General features: G+C 52.0%; 35 protein-coding genes. 2 read left to right on the top strand and 33 right to left on the bottom strand.

The features are described 5' to 3' along the window. Nucleotides 1–15 precede the first annotated feature (15 nt). The 33 genes from ACTNCK_RS02755 to ACTNCK_RS02915 form a co-directional block, all read right to left on the bottom strand. Nucleotides 16–150 (bottom strand): hypothetical protein, encoded by a 135-nt coding sequence (locus ACTNCK_RS02755; RefSeq protein ID WP_441080894.1) that lies wholly within the window; start codon nucleotides 148–150, stop codon nucleotides 16–18. Between the two features lie 26 nt (nucleotides 151–176). After that, a complete protein-coding gene (locus tag ACTNCK_RS02760) occupies nucleotides 177–554 on the bottom strand; it encodes a hypothetical protein (RefSeq protein WP_441080836.1) in 378 nt (125 codons plus the stop codon). 11 nt (nucleotides 555–565) lie between these two features. After that, nucleotides 566–1174, bottom strand: a complete 609-nt coding sequence (locus ACTNCK_RS02765) for a major tail protein (protein ID WP_441080838.1) — start codon at nucleotides 1172–1174, stop codon at nucleotides 566–568. 6 nt (nucleotides 1175–1180) lie between these two features. Then, nucleotides 1181–1507, bottom strand: a complete 327-nt coding sequence (locus ACTNCK_RS02770; protein WP_441080839.1) for a hypothetical protein — start codon at nucleotides 1505–1507, stop codon at nucleotides 1181–1183. 1 nt (nucleotide 1508) lies between these two features. Next, entirely contained in the window at nucleotides 1509–1892 is a 384-nt protein-coding gene (locus ACTNCK_RS02775; protein ID WP_441080840.1) for an HK97 gp10 family phage protein, read from the bottom strand. Further along, nucleotides 1889–2221: a phage head closure protein gene (locus ACTNCK_RS02780; RefSeq protein ID WP_441080841.1), complete on the bottom strand. Its 333-nt coding sequence runs from the start codon at nucleotides 2219–2221 to the stop codon at nucleotides 1889–1891. The genes ACTNCK_RS02775 and ACTNCK_RS02780 overlap by 4 nt, the downstream gene beginning before the upstream one ends. Continuing rightward, entirely contained in the window at nucleotides 2221–2508 is a 288-nt protein-coding gene (locus tag ACTNCK_RS02785) for a head-tail connector protein (RefSeq protein WP_441080842.1), read from the bottom strand. Before ACTNCK_RS02785 ends, ACTNCK_RS02780 begins: the two co-directional genes overlap by 1 nt. A gap of 69 nt (nucleotides 2509–2577) precedes the next feature. Continuing rightward, nucleotides 2578–3792 carry a phage major capsid protein gene (locus ACTNCK_RS02790; protein ID WP_441080843.1) on the bottom strand — a complete coding sequence of 405 codons (1215 nt, stop codon included), beginning with the start codon at nucleotides 3790–3792 and terminating at the stop codon, nucleotides 2578–2580. A gap of 15 nt (nucleotides 3793–3807) precedes the next feature. Continuing rightward, on the bottom strand, nucleotides 3808–4536 hold the full coding sequence (locus ACTNCK_RS02795) for a head maturation protease, ClpP-related (RefSeq protein ID WP_441080844.1): 729 nt from the start codon (nucleotides 4534–4536) through the stop codon (nucleotides 3808–3810). After that, nucleotides 4533–5864: a phage portal protein gene (locus ACTNCK_RS02800; RefSeq protein WP_441080845.1), complete on the bottom strand. Its 1332-nt coding sequence runs from the start codon at nucleotides 5862–5864 to the stop codon at nucleotides 4533–4535. The genes ACTNCK_RS02795 and ACTNCK_RS02800 overlap by 4 nt, the downstream gene beginning before the upstream one ends. An 18-nt stretch (nucleotides 5865–5882) precedes the next feature. Then, the gene (locus ACTNCK_RS02805) at nucleotides 5883–7490 is read right to left on the bottom strand and encodes a terminase large subunit (protein WP_441080846.1); all 1608 of its coding nucleotides are present in this window, start codon (nucleotides 7488–7490) and stop codon (nucleotides 5883–5885) included. A 115-nt stretch (nucleotides 7491–7605) separates the two neighbouring features. After that, the gene (locus ACTNCK_RS02810; protein ID WP_441080847.1) at nucleotides 7606–7854 is read right to left on the bottom strand and encodes a DUF7678 domain-containing protein; all 249 of its coding nucleotides are present in this window, start codon (nucleotides 7852–7854) and stop codon (nucleotides 7606–7608) included. A 3-nt stretch (nucleotides 7855–7857) separates the two neighbouring features. Beyond that, a complete protein-coding gene (locus ACTNCK_RS02815; protein ID WP_441080848.1) occupies nucleotides 7858–8223 on the bottom strand; it encodes a DUF7698 family protein in 366 nt (121 codons plus the stop codon). A gap of 131 nt (nucleotides 8224–8354) precedes the next feature. Then, complete coding sequence (locus ACTNCK_RS02820) at nucleotides 8355–8531, bottom strand: DUF5049 domain-containing protein (protein WP_441080849.1); 177 nt, start codon at nucleotides 8529–8531, stop codon at nucleotides 8355–8357. Between the two features lies 1 nt (nucleotide 8532). After that, the gene (locus tag ACTNCK_RS02825; protein WP_441080851.1) at nucleotides 8533–8757 is read right to left on the bottom strand and encodes a DUF4314 domain-containing protein; all 225 of its coding nucleotides are present in this window, start codon (nucleotides 8755–8757) and stop codon (nucleotides 8533–8535) included. Continuing rightward, on the bottom strand, nucleotides 8748–9446 hold the full coding sequence (locus ACTNCK_RS02830) for a virulence protein (RefSeq protein ID WP_441080852.1): 699 nt from the start codon (nucleotides 9444–9446) through the stop codon (nucleotides 8748–8750). The genes ACTNCK_RS02825 and ACTNCK_RS02830 overlap by 10 nt, the downstream gene beginning before the upstream one ends. A gap of 152 nt (nucleotides 9447–9598) precedes the next feature. Beyond that, nucleotides 9599–10855: a site-specific DNA-methyltransferase gene (locus ACTNCK_RS02835; RefSeq protein ID WP_441080853.1), complete on the bottom strand. Its 1257-nt coding sequence runs from the start codon at nucleotides 10853–10855 to the stop codon at nucleotides 9599–9601. Next, nucleotides 10856–11407 (bottom strand): P27 family phage terminase small subunit, encoded by a 552-nt coding sequence (locus ACTNCK_RS02840; protein ID WP_441080854.1) that lies wholly within the window; start codon nucleotides 11405–11407, stop codon nucleotides 10856–10858. 102 nt (nucleotides 11408–11509) lie between these two features. After that, nucleotides 11510–11857, bottom strand: coding sequence for an HNH endonuclease (locus ACTNCK_RS02845; protein WP_022117873.1), 348 nt, complete (start codon nucleotides 11855–11857; stop codon nucleotides 11510–11512). Nucleotides 11858–12019: 162 nt separating this feature from the next. After that, nucleotides 12020–12448 (bottom strand): hypothetical protein, encoded by a 429-nt coding sequence (locus ACTNCK_RS02850; RefSeq protein WP_009242859.1) that lies wholly within the window; start codon nucleotides 12446–12448, stop codon nucleotides 12020–12022. Continuing rightward, nucleotides 12445–12669: a hypothetical protein gene (locus tag ACTNCK_RS02855; RefSeq protein WP_441080855.1), complete on the bottom strand. Its 225-nt coding sequence runs from the start codon at nucleotides 12667–12669 to the stop codon at nucleotides 12445–12447. The genes ACTNCK_RS02850 and ACTNCK_RS02855 overlap by 4 nt, the downstream gene beginning before the upstream one ends. Next, complete coding sequence (locus tag ACTNCK_RS02860; RefSeq protein WP_441080856.1) at nucleotides 12669–14021, bottom strand: SNF2-related protein; 1353 nt, start codon at nucleotides 14019–14021, stop codon at nucleotides 12669–12671. Before ACTNCK_RS02860 ends, ACTNCK_RS02855 begins: the two co-directional genes overlap by 1 nt. After that, nucleotides 14002–14283, bottom strand: a complete 282-nt coding sequence (locus tag ACTNCK_RS02865; RefSeq protein ID WP_441080857.1) for a VRR-NUC domain-containing protein — start codon at nucleotides 14281–14283, stop codon at nucleotides 14002–14004. The genes ACTNCK_RS02860 and ACTNCK_RS02865 overlap by 20 nt, the downstream gene beginning before the upstream one ends. A 141-nt stretch (nucleotides 14284–14424) precedes the next feature. Then, nucleotides 14425–16698, bottom strand: coding sequence for a phage/plasmid primase, P4 family (locus tag ACTNCK_RS02870; RefSeq protein ID WP_441080858.1), 2274 nt, complete (start codon nucleotides 16696–16698; stop codon nucleotides 14425–14427). Next, on the bottom strand, nucleotides 16698–17027 hold the full coding sequence (locus ACTNCK_RS02875) for a hypothetical protein (RefSeq protein ID WP_022117879.1): 330 nt from the start codon (nucleotides 17025–17027) through the stop codon (nucleotides 16698–16700). The genes ACTNCK_RS02870 and ACTNCK_RS02875 overlap by 1 nt, the downstream gene beginning before the upstream one ends. A 4-nt stretch (nucleotides 17028–17031) precedes the next feature. After that, nucleotides 17032–17454: a DUF7768 domain-containing protein gene (locus ACTNCK_RS02880; RefSeq protein ID WP_441080859.1), complete on the bottom strand. Its 423-nt coding sequence runs from the start codon at nucleotides 17452–17454 to the stop codon at nucleotides 17032–17034. A gap of 86 nt (nucleotides 17455–17540) precedes the next feature. Further along, entirely contained in the window at nucleotides 17541–19529 is a 1989-nt protein-coding gene (locus tag ACTNCK_RS02885; RefSeq protein WP_441080860.1) for a DNA polymerase, read from the bottom strand. 64 nt (nucleotides 19530–19593) lie between these two features. Continuing rightward, complete coding sequence (locus ACTNCK_RS02890) at nucleotides 19594–19785, bottom strand: hypothetical protein (RefSeq protein WP_009242850.1); 192 nt, start codon at nucleotides 19783–19785, stop codon at nucleotides 19594–19596. An 18-nt stretch (nucleotides 19786–19803) separates the two neighbouring features. Then, the gene (locus tag ACTNCK_RS02895) at nucleotides 19804–20376 is read right to left on the bottom strand and encodes a DUF2815 family protein (protein WP_441080861.1); all 573 of its coding nucleotides are present in this window, start codon (nucleotides 20374–20376) and stop codon (nucleotides 19804–19806) included. After that, on the bottom strand, nucleotides 20369–21508 hold the full coding sequence (locus tag ACTNCK_RS02900) for a DUF2800 domain-containing protein (protein WP_441080862.1): 1140 nt from the start codon (nucleotides 21506–21508) through the stop codon (nucleotides 20369–20371). Before ACTNCK_RS02900 ends, ACTNCK_RS02895 begins: the two co-directional genes overlap by 8 nt. Beyond that, a complete protein-coding gene (locus ACTNCK_RS02905; protein ID WP_441080893.1) occupies nucleotides 21498–21827 on the bottom strand; it encodes a DNA ligase in 330 nt (109 codons plus the stop codon). Before ACTNCK_RS02905 ends, ACTNCK_RS02900 begins: the two co-directional genes overlap by 11 nt. A gap of 298 nt (nucleotides 21828–22125) precedes the next feature. Then, nucleotides 22126–22638, bottom strand: coding sequence for a sigma-70 family RNA polymerase sigma factor (locus tag ACTNCK_RS02910; RefSeq protein ID WP_441080863.1), 513 nt, complete (start codon nucleotides 22636–22638; stop codon nucleotides 22126–22128). 223 nt (nucleotides 22639–22861) lie between these two features. Beyond that, a complete protein-coding gene (locus tag ACTNCK_RS02915; protein WP_441080864.1) occupies nucleotides 22862–23056 on the bottom strand; it encodes a hypothetical protein in 195 nt (64 codons plus the stop codon). Between the two features lie 346 nt (nucleotides 23057–23402). Here ACTNCK_RS02915 and ACTNCK_RS02920 point away from each other — a divergent pair, with 346 nt between their 5' ends. After that, nucleotides 23403–24257 carry a hypothetical protein gene (locus ACTNCK_RS02920; protein WP_441080865.1) on the top strand — a complete coding sequence of 285 codons (855 nt, stop codon included), beginning with the start codon at nucleotides 23403–23405 and terminating at the stop codon, nucleotides 24255–24257. Between the two features lie 16 nt (nucleotides 24258–24273). Further along, nucleotides 24274–24501, top strand: coding sequence for a helix-turn-helix domain-containing protein (locus ACTNCK_RS02925; RefSeq protein WP_195539150.1), 228 nt, complete (start codon nucleotides 24274–24276; stop codon nucleotides 24499–24501). Nucleotides 24502–24573: the final 72 nt, after the last annotated feature.

Here is a 24573-nt window from a genome sequence, read left to right on the forward strand (position 1 = left end):
GTGACCTCCTTCCAGTTAAAATCGATCCATCTGTGCCTGCGTAGCGACCTCGGCGAACGGATAATCGTCCATGTCCATTTCTGAATACATATCGTTGACAGTCCCGATAGTGAGCAAATCGAGCTCCGAGATATGAAGCCCGATCTGCACACACCGGAGTAAAAAGAGCGGGGTTGTCATTTCCCGCTCAGTCTGGTGATGTTTTTTTTAGAGGTGACCTGCTGTTCCACATTCAGTCCCCAGAGCTCGATGATCTGAGGGAGAATCTCGTAGATCGAGAAGGTATTGAACTGGTCAAGCCAGTCCTCCGGAGTATCCGGGACATCCGGATTCTGGTGTTTTGCCATGAGCCACGCGATGTTCTCGAAAAGCTCAAGAGAGAAGGTGTCCAGATTGGAATTATCCGGATCGTTTTCATCGATGCCTTTCTGCAGCTCATTTAAGTCCTTGTAGATATCCCGGTGGAACTTGTTTCTGTATAAACGAGGGATGGCGGCAGAGGCACGGAAGGTGACCTCCTTGCCGTCAATCTCAACGGATTTCGTAACAGCCATATTGCGCCTCCTTATTCAACCGTATCTTCCGCAGGCGTCTCAGGAACACTGGCAGAGGCCTGCGGCTGATAAACTGCGTTGTACCAGTTGTTGTAGGTCTCCTCGCTGGTATTGGTGCCGGTCTTGACCTTTACGAGACCGGAAGGAAGAGGAGTTGCCGTGATGGAGAGCGTTTCCGTCTGAACCTCGGTGGAATCTTCCTTCGTACTGCCGGATACAGAGGGACGGGTTGCGCTGCAATAATACATGCAGTGACGGATCTTTCTCTGGTCGCCGGAGAACTCAAAGAGCAGTGCAAAGTGCTCAGGCTCCACATCCTTGTTCTCGGCAATGACGCCATTGGCATCTTCGGTTTCGTGCATGACGTCCGTAAGAAAGCTCTCAGGAATCAGCGCCAGCTCAAAGTCGCCGGAATAGCCGTTGTTGTTTGAGACCATGTAATATACGGAATCATCCGCATAGAACGGGTCGTTTTCTCCCTCCGCGTCAAGCGAAAGGGATACAGCACCGGGCATCGCAACAGGCGTGCCGAATGAAACGGTACCGTCCTCAGCCAGCGTTGCGATAGCGTAGTGGCAGTTTTTAAGGCCAAACTTGACCTTGTTTTTCTTATTAGCCATAGTGGTTTAACCTCCTATCATCTGTGTTTGGTAAAGAACCTCGTACATCTTTTCCGATTCGATCCAGACCTCTGACTTCTCATAAGGAAGCTCATGGGAGATAAGGATGTCCTCGATTGTGTTTTCTGTCTCCGGGTCTTTCTTGTCCGTATAAAGCTCGATATTCAGCTCGTCTATCTTCTGGTAGACCGCGTCATCAGCGAACACGTTATCCGTTCCGGGAAACAGAAAAATGAGGAAGGGCGGCTCTGGCGACTCACCTTCGGCAAAGTGGTCGTAGGCGAGTGGGAGTCCGGCTTCCTCCAGCATTTCAATTACATTTTCGTATGTCATATCAGCCGCCTTTCAGTTTCTGCTCAATGGTAGTTACCAGTTTTTCGTTCCCGCGCTGTTCGGCTGCTGCGATATGTGGTTTGGCAGCGACACGTCCGCCGCCGCGCTTGGCGTGCCCATGCTCTAAGAGGTGGGCAATCTGATAGCGATTCCTCGAATGCACCACCAGATCGATGCTCTCGGAGTCTTCATGGACATTTTTGACCGACCAGCTTTTCTTGTACTTTCCGGTATCCACGGGAGCACCAGCCTGTATATCTTTCCGGACGGACGCAGCCGTTTCCTTGACAGCAGCCTTTAAGTCATCAGAGGCAAGCTCCGCATATTTCTCCAGCTCCTCCATGATGGCGGAGTCCATTTCATCGATTGATACGGTTCTGTTCATGACTTCTTCTCCAGCTTGCAGTTGAATTTAATGCTGTTTCGCTTATAGCCCATCGGATTGACATAGGTGATGTTGTAGGTCTTGCCTTCAGTGATGATCCGGTACTTTGTGGATTCCACAGCGGCAAGCTCTGAGCAGTAGCGGCAGGTAAAATCCAGCGACTCCTCCGGATTTATTACGACACCGGAAGATTCCGAACCGGAGCTCGTGCCGACAGTCGCCCAGCAGGAGAAATAATCCACCCAGCCGGTTTTGTGATTTCCGTACTTGTCGACCGTGACTGTGTTCTTCTGAAAAGTGACTCGCACCCGCATCGCAGCTATGTTCATCAGAAGCCCTCCTTCCGGGTACCGAAGAGGAGATCACGGAGCGTCAGGTTCAGCGCGTGGTGGTCTGCTTCCTCACGGTGTTCATACAGATAAGCTACGGTGAAAAGAATGGCTATCCGGATGCGGATCAGGGCGCGTTCTTCATTTGCCATAAACTCCTCATCAGACTGCCTTGTAATGTCCTGAACCTGCTCTGTCGCGGCAGCAATCAGGCTTTCAATCAAGGCGTCCTCATCAGAAGATGTGACGCGAAGATATGATTTTGCTTCTTCAAGTGTTATTTCCATGTCCGCCTCCTTAAAAGAAACCGCCCACAGAGAGGTTGCTCCCTGCGGACGGCTGGTTAAATTGTGTTATCAGGACTTCGATCCGGCAGCCTTAACTGCGAGACCCTTTACAGCCTCCGGCAGGATGAGCTTGCCATCCACACGCTCGGATGCAAGGAAACCGATCTGGCCGTTTGCCGCATAGAGCTCAGAGAGACGCTTGAAGGAACGTCCCTGACGGTCAGCAATCCAGTAGTAGCTGAAGTCGCCGAAGAGGATAGGCACGTTGCCTGCCGCAAGCTCCGGTGCATAAATGCTGGTCTTGTAAGGGCGGTTCAGGATCGTATCGGGCTGACCGGCCACTACGGAAGGCTGCCAGATATAATTGCCGTTGTTGTCCTTGAGCTTTCTGAGCGCTTTGATAGTGGTATCGTTCAAGATCCAGATAGCCTTGCTTCTGTAGACCGAGCGAAGGGAGTGGAACACGTCCATGATGTCATCGAAGGAAACCGTGGTTCCGGTGATCTCTGTGGTTGCACCAGTGGTGGCAGCGACCTTGGTGAACACGCCTTCGGGCTTCTTATTGCCGTCGCCGGTAAGGAAAGCCTCTTCCTCGGCAGCACCGATCCTGCGGGCAAACTCTGCGGAGATATACTTTTCAAGGTCGAAAACGGAATCGTTCATGAGCTCCTCGGAAACCTTGATCGCCGTTCCCAGTTTGTAAGCGGAGAGGCTGATCTGGTCGAAGGTGTCGTCGGATTCCGGATAGAGACCGTTCTCGTCCATCCAAGCAGCCGTACCATGAGAAGCTACGACCGGAATGGTATGAGTGCCGGACTGGGTCTGGATGACAGTGGCAAGGGAACGGAAGAAATTCTCGTCCTGAAGGGCATCAATCAGCTGCTTCTCGTATTCATCAGGCACAAGGTAGCCGCCGTTGGCATCGGTGCCGACCTCCAGCACGTTCTTCACGTCATAGTAGTTGCGCTTGCGGATGTTGTTCCAGAAAGCAGCCTTGTACGCCTTGGAGGCGATGCCGGGCTTGTCCTCCGGATCATCCTTTGCACCGGGCTTTCCGGTGAGCGGAGCAGAAGTGGGAGCGCTCATCATCTTGTCGATCTGCTCCTGACGCTGCAGGCGCTCGATATCATGCGTGAGGTCTGTGACTTCCTTCTCCATTTTGTCGTAGGTTGCGGCATCCTCAGCAGAGACCATGCCGCCGTTCTGGGAGTGAGAGTTGAGAAAAGCCTTAGCGGCCTCCCATGCCTTCGCTCTCTTTTCCATGAGTTCCATAATCTGAGTCATAATAAAAATCCTCCTTTAATGTGCGAGAAGCGAAAGGCGCTTCTCAAGATCGGTTACTGGTACCATGTGTGTATTTGCCTCCGGCTTTTTCTTGGGAATCAGCCGTGAAAGCAGTGAATCAGTGACGGCCTTGCGGGAGAAAAGCATCTCCGTATCAGCCGTATCCTCCGGAACGGGCTCCTCGCCGTCGCGGAACAGAACCTCGTCAGCGAAGCCGAGCTTCATGGCTTCCTTGGCGTTCATCCATGTCTCGGCATCCATGAGCTGTGAAATCTTGTGGCGGGAAAGCCCGGACTTGATTTCGTAGGCGTTCATGATGGATTCCTTGACTTCATTCAGCATGTCGATGGCTTTCTGCATCTCCTCGGTATCACCGATAGCGACGGTTGCCGGATTGTGGATCATCATCATTGCCACAGGGCTCATGCAGACCTTTGTCCCGGCCATAGCGATGACGGATGCCGCCGAAGCAGCAAGGGCGTCGATCTTGACTGTGACGTCGTGCGGGTAGTCCATCAGCATGTTGTAGATCTGAGCGGCAGCAAAAACGTCACCTCCCGGACTGTTGATCCAGAGGGTGACGTTCCCGTCTCCTGCATTCAGTTCTTCTTTGAATAGCTTGGGTGTGACCTCATCGCCGAACCACGTCTCATCGGAAATTTCTCCGTCGAGGTAGAGCGTTCGGTCGGAGCCAAAGCTGTCGGGCTCCTTGTTGCGCACCCAATTCCAAAACTTTCTGGTCATAGTGCCTCCTTCTTTCTGATCCGGGTACGCCCGTTTTCGGGTTCCGGTTCTGTTTGTGATTCTTCTTCTGTTTCATCAGCTTCCTCCTGCGCTGGTGCCGAGGCCGCAAAAATACCTGCATCCTTGAGCTTTGTCATGTTTCCGTTGATGAGATACAGGTCGCCGCCATCCTCCTCCGGAATACGGTCGAGGTTTTCCAGTTCTCTAATATCGTTCGCGGACATCCATCCGTTCTGGCGTCCGACCGCATAACCGTTCATGCGGCTTTGGTAGTCGCCACGTAGAAGCCCGTCCACATTGAACTTGAAGAAGTAATCCTTCTTTTCATCTGGCGAGAGCAGAGCTCTTTGCATGGACTGTTCCCATCGGCAGACCCACGGGTCGAGCGTGTATTTTACGAATTCCAGTGACTGTTGTTCAATATTTGAGAAGCTCGATTTCTCAAGATCGCCGATCATGTGGGGCGGAATACGGAAGATACGAGCGATTTCATTGATCTGAAACTTTCGCGTCTCCAAGAACTGTGCCTCGTTCGGACTGATGGAGATGGGCGTGTACTTCATGCCTTCTTCAAGAACAGCGACTTTATTGGAATTTGCGCTGCCGCCGAAAGCTGAGTTCCAGCTTTCGCGCACACGCTCAGGGTCTTTTACCACGCCGGGGTGCTCCAAGATGCCGCCGGGTGTCGCTCCGTTGGAGAAGAATTTCGCACCGTACTCCTCACAGGCAATCGCCATGCCGATGGCGTTCTTTGCCATTGCAATCGGGCTGTATCCGACAAGGCCGTCAAAGCCGAGGCCGGGAACGTGCAGCACATCCAAGGGCGAGAGTCGGACACGGCTGCCGTCCATCGTATGCACTTCATCCTGTGAAGTCTGGTATTCGTAATAAAGATGGCCGTTTTCATCACGATTGACGGACATGCGGTTTGGCATCAAAGGATAGAGTGCCACCACCTCGCCTTTGCCGTTTCTAATGATCTGCGCATAGGCATTTCCCCACAGCAAAAGATGCGTCATGAGTGTCTCCCGGAAAACGAAAGAAGTCATTTCCGGGTTGGGTTCATCGTGGAGAAGGAAGTAAAGCGGATGGCTGATTGCTTTTTCCTTGCTGCCGCCTTCGCCGTATCGGTACAAATGAATCGGCAGGCCTGCAATCGCCTCGGAAAGAATCCGGACGCAGGAGTAGACTGCCGTCATCTGCATGGCGGAGCGTTCCGTTACATTTTTCCCGGAGGTCGTGCCGCCGAAGAAGAAGCGGTAGGAGCTGCCGGTTGTCGAATCAGTAGGCTTATCCCTGCTCCGAAAGAGTCCAGAAAATATGCTCATAGCATTCACCTCCATTTCTCAAATGAACAAGATGCCTCTGTTGTCGTAAACAGAAGCACCGTTATCGTTGCCGCAGCGGATCGCACGGTCGAGCGCCATAATGGTGGCGATGGCACCGTCGATTTTCTCCGTGGACTTTTCCTTATCTGCTTTGATATTCCCGGCTGGGTCTGTGCGGATGAGGATGTTGTCCATCATCCAGCGGAGTACCGGGTGGCCGCCGTGTGCGATCCTCTTTTCCAGAGTCAGCTTCATGAGTTCCTTGGTAGGAGGGCTCATATCCTTAAAGCCCTGACCGAAAGGAACAACCGTGAAGCCCATGCCCTCAAGGTTCTGTACCATCTGGACAGCTCCCCAGCGGTCAAATGCGATTTCACGGATATTGAAACGGTTGCCGAGACGTTCTATGAATTTCTCAATGTATCCGTAGTGGATGACGTTTCCTTCGGTGGTCTGCAAAAAGCCTTCTTTCTCCCAAGTGTCGTATGGCACATGGTCGCGCCGGACACGCAGGTCAAGAGTATCCTCCGGTACCCAGAAGTATGGGAGAACGATGTATTTGTCCTCATCGTCCAGCGGCGGGAAAACGAGTACGAAGGCTGTAATATCCGTTGTGGATGATAGGTCGAGGCCGCCGTAGCAGACACGGCCTTCGAGGTCTTCCTCGCAGACCGGGAAAGCACATGCATCCCATTTCTCCATAGGCATCCAGCGGACGGCCTGCTTCACCCACTGGTTTAAACGTAGCTGTCGGAAGGCGTTCTCCTCGCCGGGATTCTGCTTGGCAGACTCACAGGCGGCTTCCACCTTGTCGATGCCGACGGTGATGCCCAGCGACGGATTTGCCTTCATCCAGACCTTCGGGTCTGTCCAATCCTCGGATGATTCGGCTCCGTAAATGACCGGATAGAAGGTGGGATCGACCTTTCTGCCGTCAATGATGTCCTGTGCCTTCTGGTGGACTTCGTAGCAGATGGTGTTTGTATCGTTCCCAGCAGTGGTGATCAGGAAATACAGCGGCTGCATTCTGGCATCACCGGAGCCCTTGGTCATAACATCAAAGAGCTTACGGTTCGGCTGGGTATGTAGCTCGTCAAATACTACGCCGTGGATATTGAAGCCGTGTTTGGAATATGCTTCTGCGGAAAGTACCTGATAAAAGCTGTTCGTCGGTTCATAGATGATCCGCTTCTGAGAGGCCAGTATCTTTACCCGCCGGTTTAAGGCCGGGCACATTCTGACCATGTCAGCAGCGACATCAAAAACGATAGTGGCTTGCTGGCGGTCGGCTGCGCAGCCATAGACTTCGGCACGTTCCTCACCGTCGCCGCAGCAGAGCAGTAGCGCGACTGCAGCGGCCAGCTCCGATTTTCCCATCTTCTTCGGAATTTCAATGTAGGCCGTGTTAAATTGCCGGTAGCCATTTGGCTTTAGGACGCCGAATAGGTCGCGGATGATCCGTTCCTGCCAGTCTATGAGTTCGAAGGGCTTTCCTGCCCATGTTCCTTTGGTATGGCAGAGCTGCTCGATAAACATTACCGCGAAGTCTGCCATCTCTTTGCTGTAATGGGAGGTCTCTGCCATGAAGTGGGTCGGCTTGTAATTCTTCAGTTTTCGCATTGGCATGAAAGCCGCCTCCTTTCAGGGCAAAATAAAAGACCGCCGAAGCGATCTGGTATCAGAACGAGAGAAAGAGCCCTGCGGCTCAGTCTCCCGGAATATTCGTATTCAGGGTTGTTTCTTAGTTGTAGTTTTCAAGAAGGATGCAAAGCGCCAGCTCCGCTTCCTTGCAGGTGGGGTGGATGTCCCAGCCTCTGTCATAGTTGCAAACGGTCTCGTCGTTGATTTTAATCATCAGCTTGCTGATCTTGCCGCCGTTGATCCCGTACTCTTCGCTGGGTTCTTCGTAATGCTTTACCCAGTAGTGGCACTTTGTGTATTTTTTCTTATCCTTGGCATCCGGGATGCCGATGACTCCTTCGCTCCACATGGTTCATGCCTCCTTTACCGTCATCTTGAAAGCCGGGATGAGGGCGTGCTCATCGCTTCCGAAGTGGGTGTAGCGCTCCTTGACCTTTACGATCCCGTCCAGCGTGCAGCCGAGCTCCTCGAACTTGGCGATGGTCTCGATCAGGCTTGAGAAGGTGGAGCTTATCGTAAACTCCCTGATTCCGAGCTTCCTGCAATCCGCGAGGATGTTCTCAATGTCGTAGTCCCAGATGACCTCGGCGAAGTTCGGCAGGTCGTTTCCGGCTTCCTTGCTGTAAAGGTAGGCCTGTCCAAGTGTCCAGTGGCATCCGATCTCTTCCCAGCGCATTCCGGGCTTCGCGTTTTCAATGGCTTCAATTGTGTACTTCATGGTGGTTTCCTCCTTGTGTTGTGTTCCTTTTGGTATGTACATATATCACTCTGAACGCCTGTAATAGCAAGTTAATTCTCGGAATATATGTGACAATCCTGCGGGAACATCCGAGGCATACATTGTGTAGTTTATTCCTCGCCGGTCAGAATAAAATTCGCGTATTCCTTCCGATGATCCTCAAGGTATAAAACCAGCTCGTAGAAGTCACGTTCGTAGGCCAGCCGTTGCACCGTATTTATGTCAAACATGTTTGTAAGGCCAGTGTCCCGGATGGCGAGGATCTGCTCTTTTATCTTTTCCTCCATATCAGTCCACCACCTTCCGCACGCGGTCTATGCCGTAGACCACATTCAGGCCAGAGCCGTTATCCCAGTCCACCATCAGGGAGCCGGTATCATCGACTCCCGTAACGGTTCCTTTGGTACCGATGGGCGGCGCCTGAACATCGTCCATCTCAAGGAGTTCAACGCGGGTTCCCGCCGGGTAGCGGGAGCGGAGCGATTCAAGCTGCTCTTTCGTAATCATTCGCATGCTGCCACCTCCTTTTCCGGAGCGCCGTTCTTCCAGCTGGAGTTGCCGGAGAGGTTCTTGAGGAGAATCTTGCGTTCTGCCTTGTACTCGTTCCCGATGAAGCCGAGCCGCAGCAGGAAGCAGCGGAATGCGTACTTCTCATTGTCTACATCCTTTTCTGTGGCGCTGGCTCGCTTTAAGTCCCTGCTCATCTTGCATAGGGCTGCAATGAAGTGAGTGTAGGCCTTGACCGCGTCCGGTTCCGGCATTTCCGAGAACCAAGGGAAGCTGATCACATCCTCCGTTACCTCGATGCCAAGGTCGTCAATGCCGAGAGCCTTTTTGATGAGGCTTTCCTTGGCGGTGAGCAGGTTTGTTAGGTTCCCGACCGCAGCCTTGTCCAGCGGGACGCTGACCGTAAGGCCAGTGCCGTTCTTATCCGCTTCTTCAGCAGTGGCTTCTTCCTCAGTGCTTTCGATTTCCTCGGCATCTTCCGGTGTGAAGCCATCGGCGATCAGGTTGTGAATGATCCGCTCCAGCTTGTCAGCATCCTCGCAGGTGACGCCGCCTTCCTTGTCGACCGTGATGTCTCCGATCTCGTAGGCGCAGGTAGGCATGAACTTGTAGATTGCCTTTTCTCCAGTGAGCTCCGAAATGGCTGCTACCAGTACTTTTCTTTCGTTCCCGGTTACGTTGTAGTTTGCTTTCATGGCTTTTCCTCCTAAGTGAAATGGTTTCCCGAAGGCTTCCTTCTGTGCCTTTCGGTACGTACATATATCACTCTAAAAGCCTTATATAGCAAGCGATATTGGCACTTTTCTGTGGTAGAAAAACGACAAATTATACGGACAGAATTTGTGTATTATACAGTATCAAAATCGACCTGTTTCACGAGAGCTGAGTAGTCGATGCGCTCGCCGTTTCTTACCACATACACATTTTCCGCATCGTCCGTGTCCCCCACATAGCGCCGGAGAATAACGGATGCGTATTTCGGATCAAGCTCCATCATGTAGCAGACACGGTTCAGTTGCTCGCAGGCCATCAGTGTGGAACCGGAGCCGCCGAAGGTGTCGATCACCACGGCATTCTCCTGAGAGGAGTTCTGGATGGGATAGCCCAGCAGATCCAGCGGCTTGCTGGTCGGGTGATCCTTATTGCGCTTCGGTTTATCATAATTCCAGATGGTGGTCTGCTTCCTGTCGGAATACCACGGGTGCTTGCCGTTTTGCAGGAAGCCATAGAGCACAGGCTCATGCTGCCACTGGTAATCAGAACGACCAAGTACGAGGGAGTTCTTTACCCAGATACACACTCCGGCAAGGTGAAAGCCAGCGTCAATGAATGCCTTTCGGAAGGTGAGACCTTCAGTATCCGCGTGGAAGCAGTAGGCCGCACCGCCTTTTTCGAGGTGGTCGGCCATGTTCTTAAATGCGGAGAGTAGAAAGTTGTAAAATTCCTCGCCCTTGAGAGAGTCGTTCTGGATTGTGAGACCGTCTGAGGCTTTGAAGGAAACGCCGTAGGGCGGGTCGGTCAGGATCAGGTTGGCTTTCTTATCTTCCATAAGCGCGTTCACATCATCTGTGGAAGTGGCGTCTCCGCACATGAGGCGGTGGCGTCCGACCGTCCAGATGTCTCCGGGCTCTACAAAGGAAGCCTTCTCCAGCGCAGTAGACAGGTCGAAGTCATCATCCTTGATGTCCTTGTCCTCACTGCCGCCGAGGAGCTTCTCCAGCTCATCCGCGCCGAATCCCAAGAGGGACAGGTCAAAAGCCGAATCCTGCAGGTCGGACAATTCCACGGAGAGCATTTCCTCATCCCATCCGGCATTGAGCGCCAGCTGATTGTCTGCGAGGATATAGGCACGCTTTTGTGCTTCCGTAAGGTTCTCGGCAAAGACGCAGGGCACGGTTTCATAGCCTTCTGCGCGGGCAGCCTCAATACGACCGTGGCCGACGAGTATGTTGTAGTCCGCATCAATGACCGCAGGGCTGACAAATCCGAATTCCCTAAGGGAAGCTCTGAGCTGCGCGATCTGTTCCTTGCTATGTGTCCGGGCATTCCGGGCGTAAGGCACCAGCTTATCAATTGGTACCTGTTCTAATTTCTGTGTGTTCATTTACATTCCCTTTCTGGCTCGAAGGAGCCGCTCCATTACATCGTCCTGCGGGTTCATGCCGCCGTATTCAGCGGAGCAGTTCTCCTTGACGATCTGGAAGATTTCATTCCACAGGCGGTTGGCCTGATTCATATAGTTGATGCCGATGTTAATAAATGGAGAAGGGATCGGCTTCCCAGTCGTCGGATGCTTACTGAGGTATCCGAGCCGAGTGGTCATCTCTTCACACTGAATCCATCGGGCTGAGCACATCGCATATCGCTCCAAGAGCTGAGGAGATATCGCTTTGGCCACACCGAGCTTATCCAGCCATTCCCATGTTTCCCTGTATATTTCACCGGCCTCCAGCGTGGTGCCGTCATGCTGTTTTGCTGAGAGAAAGTCATGCGGAGTAGGCATGTCCTCGCCTTCAACATCCGGTATGTCCAGCACGGTCAGCTTCCTGCCGCCGGGATTGCCATTTTCATATTTTTCCTTGATGGCGCTTTTTTTGCGCCCAGCACCGGGACGTTTGCCGCCACGGCCTCCGGTGTTATTCGATTTTGTGGGCATTTCAATCACCGCCTCCCTTATTACCCTTTTGATTTCGCTTTTTTTGTGAAGAAGAGGGGGCGCCGTTTTCCGGGGAAAAGGGTCGTAGAGATTTTGACCGCCCTACCGGTCGCCGCGCTCGTGGTGAATCTTCTCGTGACACGAACGGCAAAGACTCATAAGGTTGGACTCGTCATTCGAGCCTCCCTCAGCAAGCGGCACGATGTGGTGGACTTCCTCGACCGCGACGTAGCGTCCTTCCTTTAAGCACTGCTCACAAAGCGGGTGCTTATGAACGTAGCGGTCACGGATTCGTTTCCATGCTCTGCCGTAGCGTTTGCCGGGAGAGTAGCCGCGCTGGAACTTCTCGTAGTGCTGTTCCATGACCTTGGCGTGCTCCTCACAATAAACACCGTCCGTTAGGTGTGGGCAGCCGGGATAGCGGCACGGTCGTTGTGGTTTTCTTGGCATAAGCCGTGCCTCCTTTCAGGGCATAAAGAAAGCCCTGCAGGGTGTTCCCGCAAGGCTTGTGTGCTGCGCGTGCAGCTGTTTCTTTATTCTTTTCGCTGATTATATACTATCATAAAGGACGGGTGGACATCTTAGGACAAAGCAGGACATTTCGGGCGCATTTCAAATGATAATTGGATCATCCGGAAGCGTCACATGAAGGAGCGCCTTACCGTGCCAGCGACGAATGGTGCGGGCATCTGCACAGAGCTCCATCCCGATCTGCTCCCATGTATAGTTATGGATGTAGCGGTACTTGAGTACCATGCGCTCGTCGGTATCAGGGACTGCCTCAATGACCTCCCGTATCTGTTTCTTAAGGTCTGATAGCATTTCCAGCTCACCGGCGATTTTCTTTTCCAGTGTCCACAGCTTCTCAAGCGTCCGGACAAATGGTGCTTCGGTATTACGCGATGTCTGCACGCGGTCTTTATCATATTGGATAGCCGACACGCTGCCTGCCATCTCACGCAGGTTTTGTGCTTCCATCGTGTCGGACTTGATTCTCTGATCAAGGCGGTAGGCCTGATGGAGATATTCTTTTACTGTCATAAGGACTTCGCCTCCTCTCGTAGTTTTTGTATGAGATACTCGCCGTCCACACTCGTTAAGGCCTTGTACCAGCCGGAGCGGAAGAACCGTTCACACTCCATTACATCCGACATAGCAGCTTGATTACCGGGCTTCTTTTTCAGGCGCTTCAGGGCATCCCGGTAATCCTTCACTGCCTGCAGCACGATGGCATTGGCGAGATTTTCATAAGGATCGGTCATCACACCACCTCAAGATCAGCCTTGACCGCGTCAATCAGTGCGGTCTGCGTCATCTCTTTCTTGGATAGCGCCTTTACAATCCTTTCGTCGATGGTGCCCTTGGTAATAATGTGCTGGATCACCACAGTGCCGGATTCTTGACCTTGCCGCCAGAGACGGGCGTTGGTCTGTTGATATAATTCCAGCGACCATGTAAGACCGAACCACACAAGGATGGAGCCTCCGGCCTGAAGGTTCAAACCATGACCGGCAGAGGCTGGATGGATGACTGCTACAGGAATCTTTCCCGCATTCCAGTCAGCAATATCTCGGCTGGTCTTGATCTCCCGAACATTGAAGCGGTTCTTGATGCGGCTTAGGTCATGCCGGAACCAGTAGGCCACAAGAAGCGGTTTTTCATTGGCGGCCTCGATAATATCCTCCAAAGCGTCCAGCTTCCTATCGTGGAACTCGATAACCTCACCGGTATCGGCATATATGGCACCATTTGCGAGCTGTGAGAGCTTGCCTGTAAGCGATGCGGCATTGGCAGCAGTCACCTCACCATCAGGGAGCTGCAATATGAGCTCCTGTTTCAAATCTTCATAACGACTGCGCTCAGAGTCAGAAAGCTGCACTTCATATTCTGTTGAAACCAGCTCCGGCATCTTCAGATGGTCGGTAGATTTCATGGAAATCGTGATATCCGAGATCCTCCGATAGATGGCGTCCTCCGCATAGGGCAGTGGCTTGTAGGAGTAGATGATCTCGCCGTTTCTCTTGTCCGGCATGAAGTAATTTGTCCGATACTGCGTGATAAAGCGTCCAAGGCGCTCGCCCATATCCAGCACTTTGAACTCTGCCCACAGATCCATGAGACCGTTGGAAGAAGGAGTGCCGGTCAGGCCGATAATCCGGTGAATCCGTGGCCGTACCTTCATCAGAGACTTGAAGCGCTTGGATTTATGATTTTTGAAGGATGACAGCTCATCGATAATCACCATATCGAAGTCAAAGTGAAAGCCGGACTCGTCAATGAGCCACTGCAGGTTCTCGCGGTTGATGATTGTGATGTCTGCTCCCTGCATGAGGGCGGCTTTTCGCTCTTTCGGTGTCCCGACTGCGACCGCATAGGTAAGACCTCTTAGGTGCTCCCATTTCTGGATTTCCGCTGGCCATGTATCGCGGGCGACTCTTAAGGGAGCCACCACTAAAACGCGATGTACTTCGAAGCTGTCAAACAACAGGTCACATACTGCCGTCAGACTGATGATCGTTTTGCCAAGTCCCATATCTAAAAGGACTGCGGCCACAGGGTGCTTTTCAATATAGCGGATGGCATAGTCCTGATAATCATGTGGATTGAAGTTCATCGATTATCCCTCCAATCTGCTCCGGATCGTCAATGACATATACCCGGTAGCCAAGCTCCCGTAGCAGCCTGTGGCGCGAGAGCTGGAGTGGGCGTGGCTTTTTGCCGGGTGCCTTCAGCTCTGCGAAACCGATATGGCCGTCAGGGAGTAAGATCAGGCGGTCGGGCATTCCTGCGAAAGAGGGACACACCAGCTTAAGCGCAATACCGCCGTTCTTTTTCACCGCCGTTGTTAACTTGTTTTCTATCTGTTTTTCTATCATTGCAAACCTCCGTCAGGCGTTAATTTCAGGGGGTGTGCAAGGTGTATCAATGGTATTTACCAAACTTTTTCTTAGAGCTATTTTTTAAGGCCTAAGAGAGTTTTTATATAAGACCTTGATACACCTTGTCATAGTCCCGGATTACTGCAGAAAATCTTCCTCTGCGCCGCTGTCCTCATGAATCTTTAAGCCCTTGAAATAGCGCTTCCGATTCAGTGTCAGCCGCTCAAATCCGGCTTTCTCCAGCGCAAAGTAAAAATCTGCCGTGCTGCGCACATACTCATTGCAGTCAAGCGAGTAGTTGCGATATGCCTGATAGAGCGCCGAGGAGCTTTCCTTAAAGGACTCATCCACATCGCACTTCTCATCCAGAAAATGTCCGAACCAGTCGTTCTGGCTGCGATATTTATCGATGGCCTTTGTCACACAGTCCGGTACCGGAATCTGGTAGTCCAGCGCGATGACCTTTTTAGCACCTTCGATGATCCATGCCAGTATGCTTTCACCGGCATTCTCATACAGGTACTCACCGTAATTTTTGATGTCGGCCTTGCCCTCGATCTTGGCATTGAACGGAATCACGATAAGCCTGCGCCAGATACCGTCGTCGGAAGCGGAGACGCGAGGCAGATGGTTTGTATACAGCACCAGCGTATGGCAGGGCTTGAAGGAAAATGGGTCTTTATACTTTTTCTCCGCAAACACATCATCCGTAGAGCAGAGCTGCTTGACGGTAGAGTCGTTGAGCCTTGCGCCTTCCTGCATTTCCGCAGCGATCAGCAGGCGTTTGCCTTTGACCTCAGCCATTTCCGGCTTGATGTTCCTGCGGCAGCCGACGGTCAGGGTATCTGCGGATATATTTCCGCTGTAGAGTCCCAGCACGCGGGAGATGGCATTCCAGAAGGTGGATTTGCCGTTGCGTCCATCGCCGTATGCGATGATGAGCGCCTCCACAAAAACTTTCCCGATAGCAGCAAGGCCGCAGATCATCTGTACATAGTCGATAAGCTGCTGATCCTTCTGAAAAATCAGATCCAGATTATCCTGCCAGAGCTGCGCTCCTTTACTGCCGGGTGACACGGACGTGATTTTCGTAATAAAGTCATCTGCAGAATGTTCGCGGGCACCGGCCATACCTTTGCGAAGGTCGTAGGTCGCCTCCGGTGTGCAGAGCAGGAAGCAGTCTGCGTCCAAGTCTCTCGGCGAGATTTCCAGCATCGGGTGCGTCTCTTTGAGGGTAGATGTAATGTTCTTGGAGTCGCGTCTGCGAACGGCAAAGCTCTGGTAGGCCTTGGCGGCAAGGAACTCCTGATAGGCCTCCATCTGCTCGTCGCTCATCAGCTGTTCAGCTTTGGCCTTGGATGTGTTATCAAGTATTTCCTGTGCACCACAGTTTTTGAGCTTTTGCAGAGCCTCCATCATATTTCGATTGGCTTCTGCGAGCTGCCTGCGGGTGAGTTCATGAGCGACGGCCTGAGCGCCGGGCTCTGTTTCCTGCCAGTAGTGGTCACTGTATCGGATAAAGTGGGTGGCCGGTGAATAGCGCAGCTCGTTTGCAAAATACTTTGAGAGCACCTCGGCCTGTCCTACATCAGAAAAGTCCTCCGGCTTATAGCTGTTCTCGTCGTTATAAACTTCCGGAGGGACATATCCGTCCTCACGGCTGATCTTGGAATAAAAGCGCTGTGCGCTGTGCCAGATTGTATTAAGCTCGCTGCTATCCAGAGGCGGCACGCAGGTTGCGGCCTTTTCCAGAAAACTTTGGTAGGCTTTTTCCGTATCGCCGTATTTCTTAATGACGATACCGGCAAAGCGGGACATGGTAGCATTACGGCTTCCTTCCGGGATCACGACATCTTTCTCGTGGCCGCCGGGCAGGTCTGCATCGAACTCGTCGTCATTAAAAAATTCCGTGAGGTTCATGCGACCGGGATAGATCTCCACATTCGGCTCCTGTGTTCCGAAGAAGAAGCGAGCAGCATCCAGCGCCTTCGTATCGAAATACGGAAATATGGAATTGACCAGCTTCTTCATATCGCTATAGAGGGCAGCATCCGTTACCCGGTCGATGGGAAAGAGCACATGGAACTTTGGCCTTGCCGGTTTGCCATTTTTCTCGCGCTGATTAAAGCGGCTGTAATGGATGGCGAGGCTTACTCCCGGAAATGCCTCCAGCACGTCTGCCGGTGTGATCCAGTCTTTCGAATCTTCTGAATGGTCGTTATCACAGTCCACGGGAAGACAGTCAGCGGAGAGGAAGTTGTCGCTGTTGCGGTAGTGATTTTTGTACTCCGCACACACATAGTCGTGACCGACTGCGGCTTTCATGCTGTCCGTATCCATGACAACTGTTTTATGCGGATAGGAGCAGTTTCCGGGATTGCCGATAAAATCGGCACTATACAGGGTAAACATCAGTCGTACACCTCCTCCGATTCTTCTTCCAGCACCTTCGTGATAAATTTCAGGGCGCGGATCATAGTTTCCAGTTCGCAGTCGCCGCCGAGGGTAACTTCAAAACCGTTGCAGCCGAATCTGTCCATGAAAGGCGTGACATGGATATCTGTGCTGGCTTCATCGGAAATGCGGAAATAGGTGCGTCCGCCGTGGCCGGTGTCGCCACCTTTGTAACCGGTTGTTCCGGCTTCGACCTGCAGGATATTGGCACTTACCACATCGCGGGTGTAGGTAGTGATCTCAGTGCCATCAAAAAGCTCTCTGCGACTTTCTTTAATTTCATACATAGCGTTAAACCTCCTGACATTCTTCTGTGAAATAGCGCAAGTGATAGCCTTTCCACTTGGCGCGTTTGATTTCTGCTTCCATACCGGATGAGATGCGGCTGCCGAATACCCAGATCTCAGTGCACTTGCTCATGAGGGCATTTCCGAAGAAAAGACCAAGCTCACGTTCTTCCGGATTGTCATCATCAAGGAACTGCGGAAATAGCAGATGCGGTGCGATAGGGATATATCCCTTGTCCACGGCATAGCGGCTGTAGCGTCTGGCGTTGGCTACGTTTGTCTCCACATCTCCGGAAAACGGAGAGCAGATGTAGATGATAGGCCGGAAAGCACGAAGGGACTGCTTTTCATTTGCAGCAATCCGGGATAGTGCTTCACCTGCAGTTGGGTCAGGATAGCCTTCGCTGTTGCGATAATCGTTGCTCACTCAAAAGTCCTCCTTTCCGGGCAGACTTAAAGGCGTCCACCTCTAATTTCCACTGGAGATGAACGCCTGATTTGAGCGGACGATTTTTAATCTTTTTTGTAGAAGGGAGTGGTGTAACCGTCTGCACGGAGCTTCAGGCCTTTTGCCCACGGTGGAGTCCTGCCCATCTGTTCACAGAGAACGTCAAGTGACATGTGAGGGTCTGCTTCAATGACCAGTTCGTCGTGAATATGCATGACGATGGAGCAGCAGCGCAGCGTCTTCATGGCATAGCAGAGAATGTCGCGGGAGGTTGCCTGCACGATATTTTCCACGAATTTCGGCCCGTATGAATCGAGCCGTTCCCATTTTTTCGTGCTGCCGATGCCCTCATAGGTAATACACTCGCCTCCGAATTTATTCGTACCGACCTTTGGCTTCACATAGGCGAGGTTCCGTCCGGAGGGCAGCGTAATAAAGAGCATCCCGGAGCGGCAGGAGAAGGTAAGCCCGTAGCTGCTGGTTGTGTGTTTATACTTCACAGCCTCCATGACAGCGCGGTCGACATCCCACCAGAATTTTACGATGTTGGGATTTGTCTGCCGCCATGCGTCCACCAGAGGAGGAAGCTCATTCTCGGAAAGTCCCATCTCTATAGCGCCCATTGCCTTTAAGGCTCCGACCGAGCCGCCGTATCCGAGCGCGAGTTCCGCGATTTTGCCTTTTTGACGCAGATGGCCGTTAATGCCATGCTTCTCAACCGGAACATGGAACATCTGACTGGCACTGGCGCAGTAGATGTCACCTCCGGTTTCAAAGACTTTTTGACGCCACGTCTCACCGGCATACCACGCGATGACTCTTGCTTCGATGGCGCTGAAGTCGGAAACATAAAACTGCGTACCGTCTTTCGGGATGAATGCTGTACGGATCAGCTGAGAGAGGGTGTCCGGGACGTCTTCATATAAGAGTTTAACGGCATCGAAGTCGCCGGATTTCACAAGAGCGCGTGCGTCGGCCAGATCCGGGAGATGATTTTGCGGAAGGTTCTGTAATTGTATAAGCCTGCCTGCCCAGCGTCCGGTACGATTGGCTCCGTAAAATGCAAACATGCCGCGAGCCCTGCCGTCATCACAGACTGCACGCTCCATCGTCTGATATTTCTTGACGGAGGATTTGGCAAGCTGCTGTCGGAGCTCCAGAACGGTCTGAAGTTCGGGTGGAGCGGTTTTGATAAGCTCTGCCACTACCTTCTTTCCAAGGCTGTCAGTTTCGAGCCCGTTGTCGGAGAGCCACTGTTTCATTTGCTGGACGGAGTTTGGATTATCAAGTGCTGTCATATCTTTCATGGCAGCAGTCAGTTCTGACCGGGAGCGGGAGTCCATTTCGATGGCTTCTTTCACAAGATCCATGTCAAGCCGGACACCTCTGTCGTTGATTTCCTGATCGATGTGGTATTCATCCCAGACCTCCTCCGGCACAGGGAATTTTGCAAGACGATCCTTAATGCCAATCTCGGTCTCTACATCTCTGATATTATATTTTTTGAAGGCCTCCCACTTGTCCGGTGCATGGAAAGGGTGGTTCTTTGTGCGACCGCCGTTTGTTTTCGTCGGAGCACAGGGCACGGAGAAGTATTTGATCAGGTCTTTGCCTTCCGTGAGCTTCTGCTTTTCGAGGCCAAGGACGGCACCGACACCTTCCAGAGAAAGCGGTAGTCCCATTGTTGCCGCCCAGACCATAGAGCAGCGCCAGCTTTCGGGATTTAAGAAGCGTGCACATTCGGTCGAGAGAGGGTGTTTATCATGGAAGGGATCAAGGCTTACTCCAAGATCACGGAGATATCGGGATAAGCAGACCCGTTCAAAATTTGCATTGAAAGCCCATTTGATGACAGTATCATCAGTCAGAGCATCTATAATTTCCTGCGGCAGGCGCTCTCCCTGTGCAAGGTCGATGACCGTCACCTCGGAGCCGTCGGCGCTGTAGCCGAACAGCAGTATCTCAAAATCCGGTGACTCGGCATATTTATATACGCCGCACTTGGATAGGTTCACGTCGCTGTAGGTTTCGATATCAATACTGAGTGTTTGCATAGATTTTCACCTCAATTCAAACAAGCGGCTTAAGATCACTCCTAAGCCGCCTGCCGGTACTGGATTATTTCAGGGATTCCATACGCTTGATATGGTATTCGTCGTCCTGCGCGGCTTTTTTCTCCTCGCGCTTCTCACGCTTGAAGTCATTGATCACCGTCTGGATGGCGACCACTGCCCAAGACAGCACTACGATGCAGAAGCATCCGATCAGGATGTTGCAGAGAAGGGATGAAATCATAACTGTGCTTTCCATTGTTTTGCGCTCCTTTCCTTAGTTGAGAAAATCTTCATCGTCGTCAGTAGCAAAGTCGGACTCAGCGCTTGCCTTGCCGCCGAGAGGCTCGCCGTCGCGGATCTTCTGCAGGTTGTTGAGCCCGCAGGCGATTCCTTTGTTGCCGGAAGAGTTGAAAGCATAAAACGTGATGCTGGCTCTGCCGTACACGCCGCTGTACACTTCGGAGCGGGTGAGAATCGGATTAAGGTCTGCGTCCACGATGCCGGGTGCAGAGGTTGCATTGGCGTTGACGAAGTAGGCGTTCTTGTAGGCCTCGTCGTCCGGACGTTCTGCATCGCCGTCGCGCAGAGGAGTCTTCAAAACAGAGAGCGCCGGTACGGACTTGCCGTTGCCCTTGAGCTTGGCCTCTCCCTCCTTGTAGGCAGCTTCGATAGCAGCCTGAATCTTGGCGATGGTCTTGGTGTCGGACTTCGGGATGATGAGGCTCACGCTGTACTTGGGTGTGCCGCCGTTGATAGACTTCGGCTCCCAGACGTTCGCATAGCTCCAGCGAGTGTTAACACCGGTGATAACCTTCATGGGATTGTTGATTTTTACATTTTTATTCATTGTTGTTTTCCTCCATAAAATCATTTTTGGCTGTATTCATGGCCGGGCGCTTGTCGCTATCCGGCACAAGTGTGGGTTTGCCCTGTGGCTTTTCGATGTAAGCCGTCAGGAGTTCATCAAAGCGGGACTTGCCGAGGAGCTTCTGCATGGCGGTGATGCCGAGCAGCTTTTTCTCATACGGGTCAAAGCCTGCTTTCTCGACCGCGTCAATGACGGCGGCCTCATTGCTGTATCTGCGGTTGCTGCGTCCTTCGACAATCTTGAAACCTGTCCATTCCTTACCGGAGAGAGCCTGCTGCAGAGCGTATTCCTTAATATCGGAAGCCCAGCTAACCAGTTCATCTACCTTGCTGAGAATAACCTCGATCTCGGTATCCGTAAGCAGTGGTGGGAGCTCGAAATCATGCTGCGCGAGCCTCAGATTTGCCTCGGCTCTGGCGCGGCACTCGTTCTTAGCCTTGCAGAAGCCGCACCATTCACCGCACAGGAAGTTCCCGTCACCGGCAAAAGCCAGATCTGCGGTAGGCTTTAGGACTTCATCCGCCCAGCGGTACAAGTCGTCCTTGCTGATTTCGTAGGTGCTGACGTTCTGGCGTCTCGGTTGGTATATGGTCATGGAAACCTGATCGATGTCGTAAATGTCATCGAAAAGCTCTAAAGCGCCGAGGGCATAACACTGCATCTGCGGATTCTCCTCTGCGGAGACCAAGACGCCTAAGCCGTGCTTGTAGTCGATCACTCGGAGCGTACCGTCCGCAATGATGATGCAGTCGGCGGTTCCGAAGCCTTGTTCTACCCAGCGGGAGAAGTCCACACGCTGCTCGATAAGAACTACCGGGTCGGTGCAGGTTTCCTTGGCGGCTTCGACCTGTTCCAGCACATATTCGGCATAGCCGCTGGTGCAGTCCTCCATCTCCTCGGAATACCACTTGAGGCTGTCGGTCGGATCGTCGACAGGCATACCGAGTGCGGTCTTGAGTTTGTACTCGCCAAGCGCATGTGCATCGGTGCCTTCTGCAGCGTAGTCTGATCCTTTGTCCTCATAGGTTTCGCAGAGCCTCGCCGACGGCGGGCAGTGTAGCCACCTGTCGGAGCTGGATGCGGACAGGATCGCGTGTGCTTTAGTTGCCATTGCCGATCACCTCCGCGTCCTTCATCAGGGCTTCGTAGTTTGCCGGATCGATCTCCGAGAGCTTTGCAGCACCGTACTTTTTAAGCAGGGCACGTACTTCTGCGGTATGACCGGTACGGGACTTCTCGGCGAGGACGGCTCTTACGTCCTCCAGCATGAGCTCAGGCTTCGCTTCCTTCTTGGCGGGAACTTTAGTGGCCTGCGTAGAATTGTCGTCTCCGGAAAACTGCTGGTAGAGCCAGTCGGCTGCGGCATTAATAGAAGCAGCAGCGGTGCGGAGCTCTTCGAGGGTCTGTGCCATTTCTGCCATCTTTGACATTTTCTTTTCCTCCTTCCTCTGATTGGCTTGCGGCAAGGAGTGAGAGGTTCCTTGCCAGTCTGGCGGATACGTGGCTGATGGAATTCAGGAGTTTGATCTCCTCGTTCACGTTGCCGCCGGTGTCTGCGTAACTGCGGTACATCATGTTCACCTCGCTTTCTGAAGGCCTGTGTTCTCTTGCCTTCACCTTCCACTGGAGATGAACTGCCGATTTGAGCGGAGGATTTTATAAAAAAATTCCGACCATCATCCCAAGGTGGGACAATGGCCGGAAAGGGTGTGGTTCGTGGTCTTGGTATTACTTATCGCCGGTAATCCTGCGCAGGTCGGTGCGATACTTCTTCATCTGATTCGCGAAGGTCTTCTGCGGGCGACCGAGTTCTCTTGCAATAGCACGGTCGGAGATGCCCTCCGGGTGATCCTTCCAAAGCTGGATGATGGTATCGGCCTCTGGATCAAGCTCACGCAGTCTGGTAAAGAGCTGCTCCAGCAGCATGCGGTCGGCGATGACTTCTTCCATCGGCTTACTGCGGTCAGGAATATAGTCGCCGAGGGTGCCGTTGCCATCAGGGAGTGGCTGATCCAGAGAAGTAATGTCACCTGCCGCGTGGTATTCGCAGCCGATGCAGTCACCGTCGCATTTCCAGATAAAGCGGTAAGGACACATACACCTGCCGTGATCCTGCTCTTTGTGGCGAATACGGTCAGCTTCCTTATAGAAGGAGTCGTGCTGTTCCTTGGTGACCGGCACCTTCTCGCCGGTGCTGCGAACGTAGATAAAGTAAGTCTTCTGATTTTCATTGTTTTGCATGATAAAACCTCCGATTTTCGTGTGGTTCCCGAACCGGAGGTCTCATGAAAAAAGAGCGTGGAAGGCCGACCGGAACGGGAAATAAATCCGTTTCAGTTGCCAACCACGCTCGTAGGTTGGTGTTTATTTACTTGTGACCGCTATGACCGTTCGAGCCACTCTGCATGCCGGGTGAGCGTTCATAGCGGTGAGCCTTTTTATGCCTTACTCAGGGCATTGACCGTTATCTGAGATCCGCTTCGATGGCGTATAAATCGCTGAATACGTCCGGCAGATCACACGGATTCAGGTCTTCGACGCTGTGAGCGCCGTATCGCTGGAATACTCCGTCAACTACAGCTGATCCCAATTGGGAGCTGATCGTAGATGCGGTGTTCTCGATATTGATAATCCAATTCTCGCGTTCGTCTTTAGTCACGTTTTTCATCTCCTTCCTGCTCAGCCTTCCGTTCAGAAGTCAGCTGCGTTATTTGCACCACCCTTGAAAACTGAACTCATCCTTGATCAGGGGATGTATCCAAGGGAATTGGTGAGGAGGAACAATGAAGTGGTTCTTTGTCGGTTTGTGTGAGTTTATAACCAATTACTATTGACAGAGACCGTGTTTCTGTGTATAATTAAATAGTTAAGGTCTCGCATTGTTGGCTTTCCGCTTTCTTTGCCCTGCCTATTATTAGTTTCGCACGGCAAAATGAGACGGCCTGACCGGTAACGTGAGACACATAGGACAAAACATAGGACAAGATTTGAGGGGAGGTATTCGATTGGAATTAAGTGAATACTTCAGCCGGATATTTCCGAGCACGGCATCACAGATGTATTTTCCGAGCCGGAAGAACAACGGGATCTTTGTCTCCTTCTGCTTTATTGAAGCAGGGAGTAATTATTTCTCGCACAAGCAAGGCGATAGATTAAAGTCAGACGATGTACCCTTGGAACGCAAGCTCTATGACGGGTCGAGAAAGATGTCTCCAGACCTGAAGGCTTCTTTTAAGACTTTTAATGAGGATAGCCTGTGCGCATATTTTGAAAAGATCATCGACAAGAATAAGTACGGTGATGTAATGCTTGCTTTTGGAATACCTCCCACGGCAGAAAAAAATCCGCAAGCACTCCGAAGAGCACTTGCGGTTCAGTTCAAAGCCTTTATAGATAGCGACAAGGAAGATGCTGCGGATATTGTGGCAATGACCTATCAGCAGCTTTTGGAGGAACCGGAACAGGAGCCCAGCTCCTTTCACCACATATCGTCTCTGTACCCGGACGACACGGTGTACATCAAGCCGGATCACAAGAGAAGCTATTCCGGTTTCATGTATGAGAAGCTGACGATAACGTGGAAATTCTCTAATCTGGGCACGCAAACATGGCATGGCCGAAAGCTGTATCTTTCCAATCATGATGAGATAAGGCCACGGGTAGAAAGCAACTACATTGAAATACCGGAGACGCCACCGAAAACCGGTGTGGAAATCTCCGCAGTCATTGAGCTCAGGCCATTTGAAGGGCACACGACTTGCCATTGGATCATGGTAGATAGCGATGACAATGACTGTTATCCCGGTAGTCGAATGTTCGATATAGATATAGATGTAAAGTTCAAAAGGAAGAACTCTTAAAGATGGAGGTAATAAAGTGAGCGATCAGCTGCAAGTTGAAAAATGGGTAACATTAAAAGATGTACAGGCATATCTCGGTGTTGGACGAGAGACTATTTTGCAGTGGATTTCAAAACGGAATATGCCTGCGTATAAAGTCGGCAGACTCTGGAAATTCAAACTATCCGAAGTCGATGATTGGATTCGCTCCGGCGGAGCATCCGATGATAACGCACCTGAAAAAGAAGAACAGGATGCCGAGTAAGTCCGGTTTATGGGACATCAGATTTTATAGAATGAAAATATAGAGTGGCAAACTATGCCATGGACAAACGGA

Origin of the sequence: Candidatus Weimeria sp. HCP3S3_B5, from assembly GCF_052064335.1 — a bacterium.
Taxonomy (GTDB): Bacteria; Bacillota; Clostridia; order Lachnospirales; family Lachnospiraceae; genus Weimeria.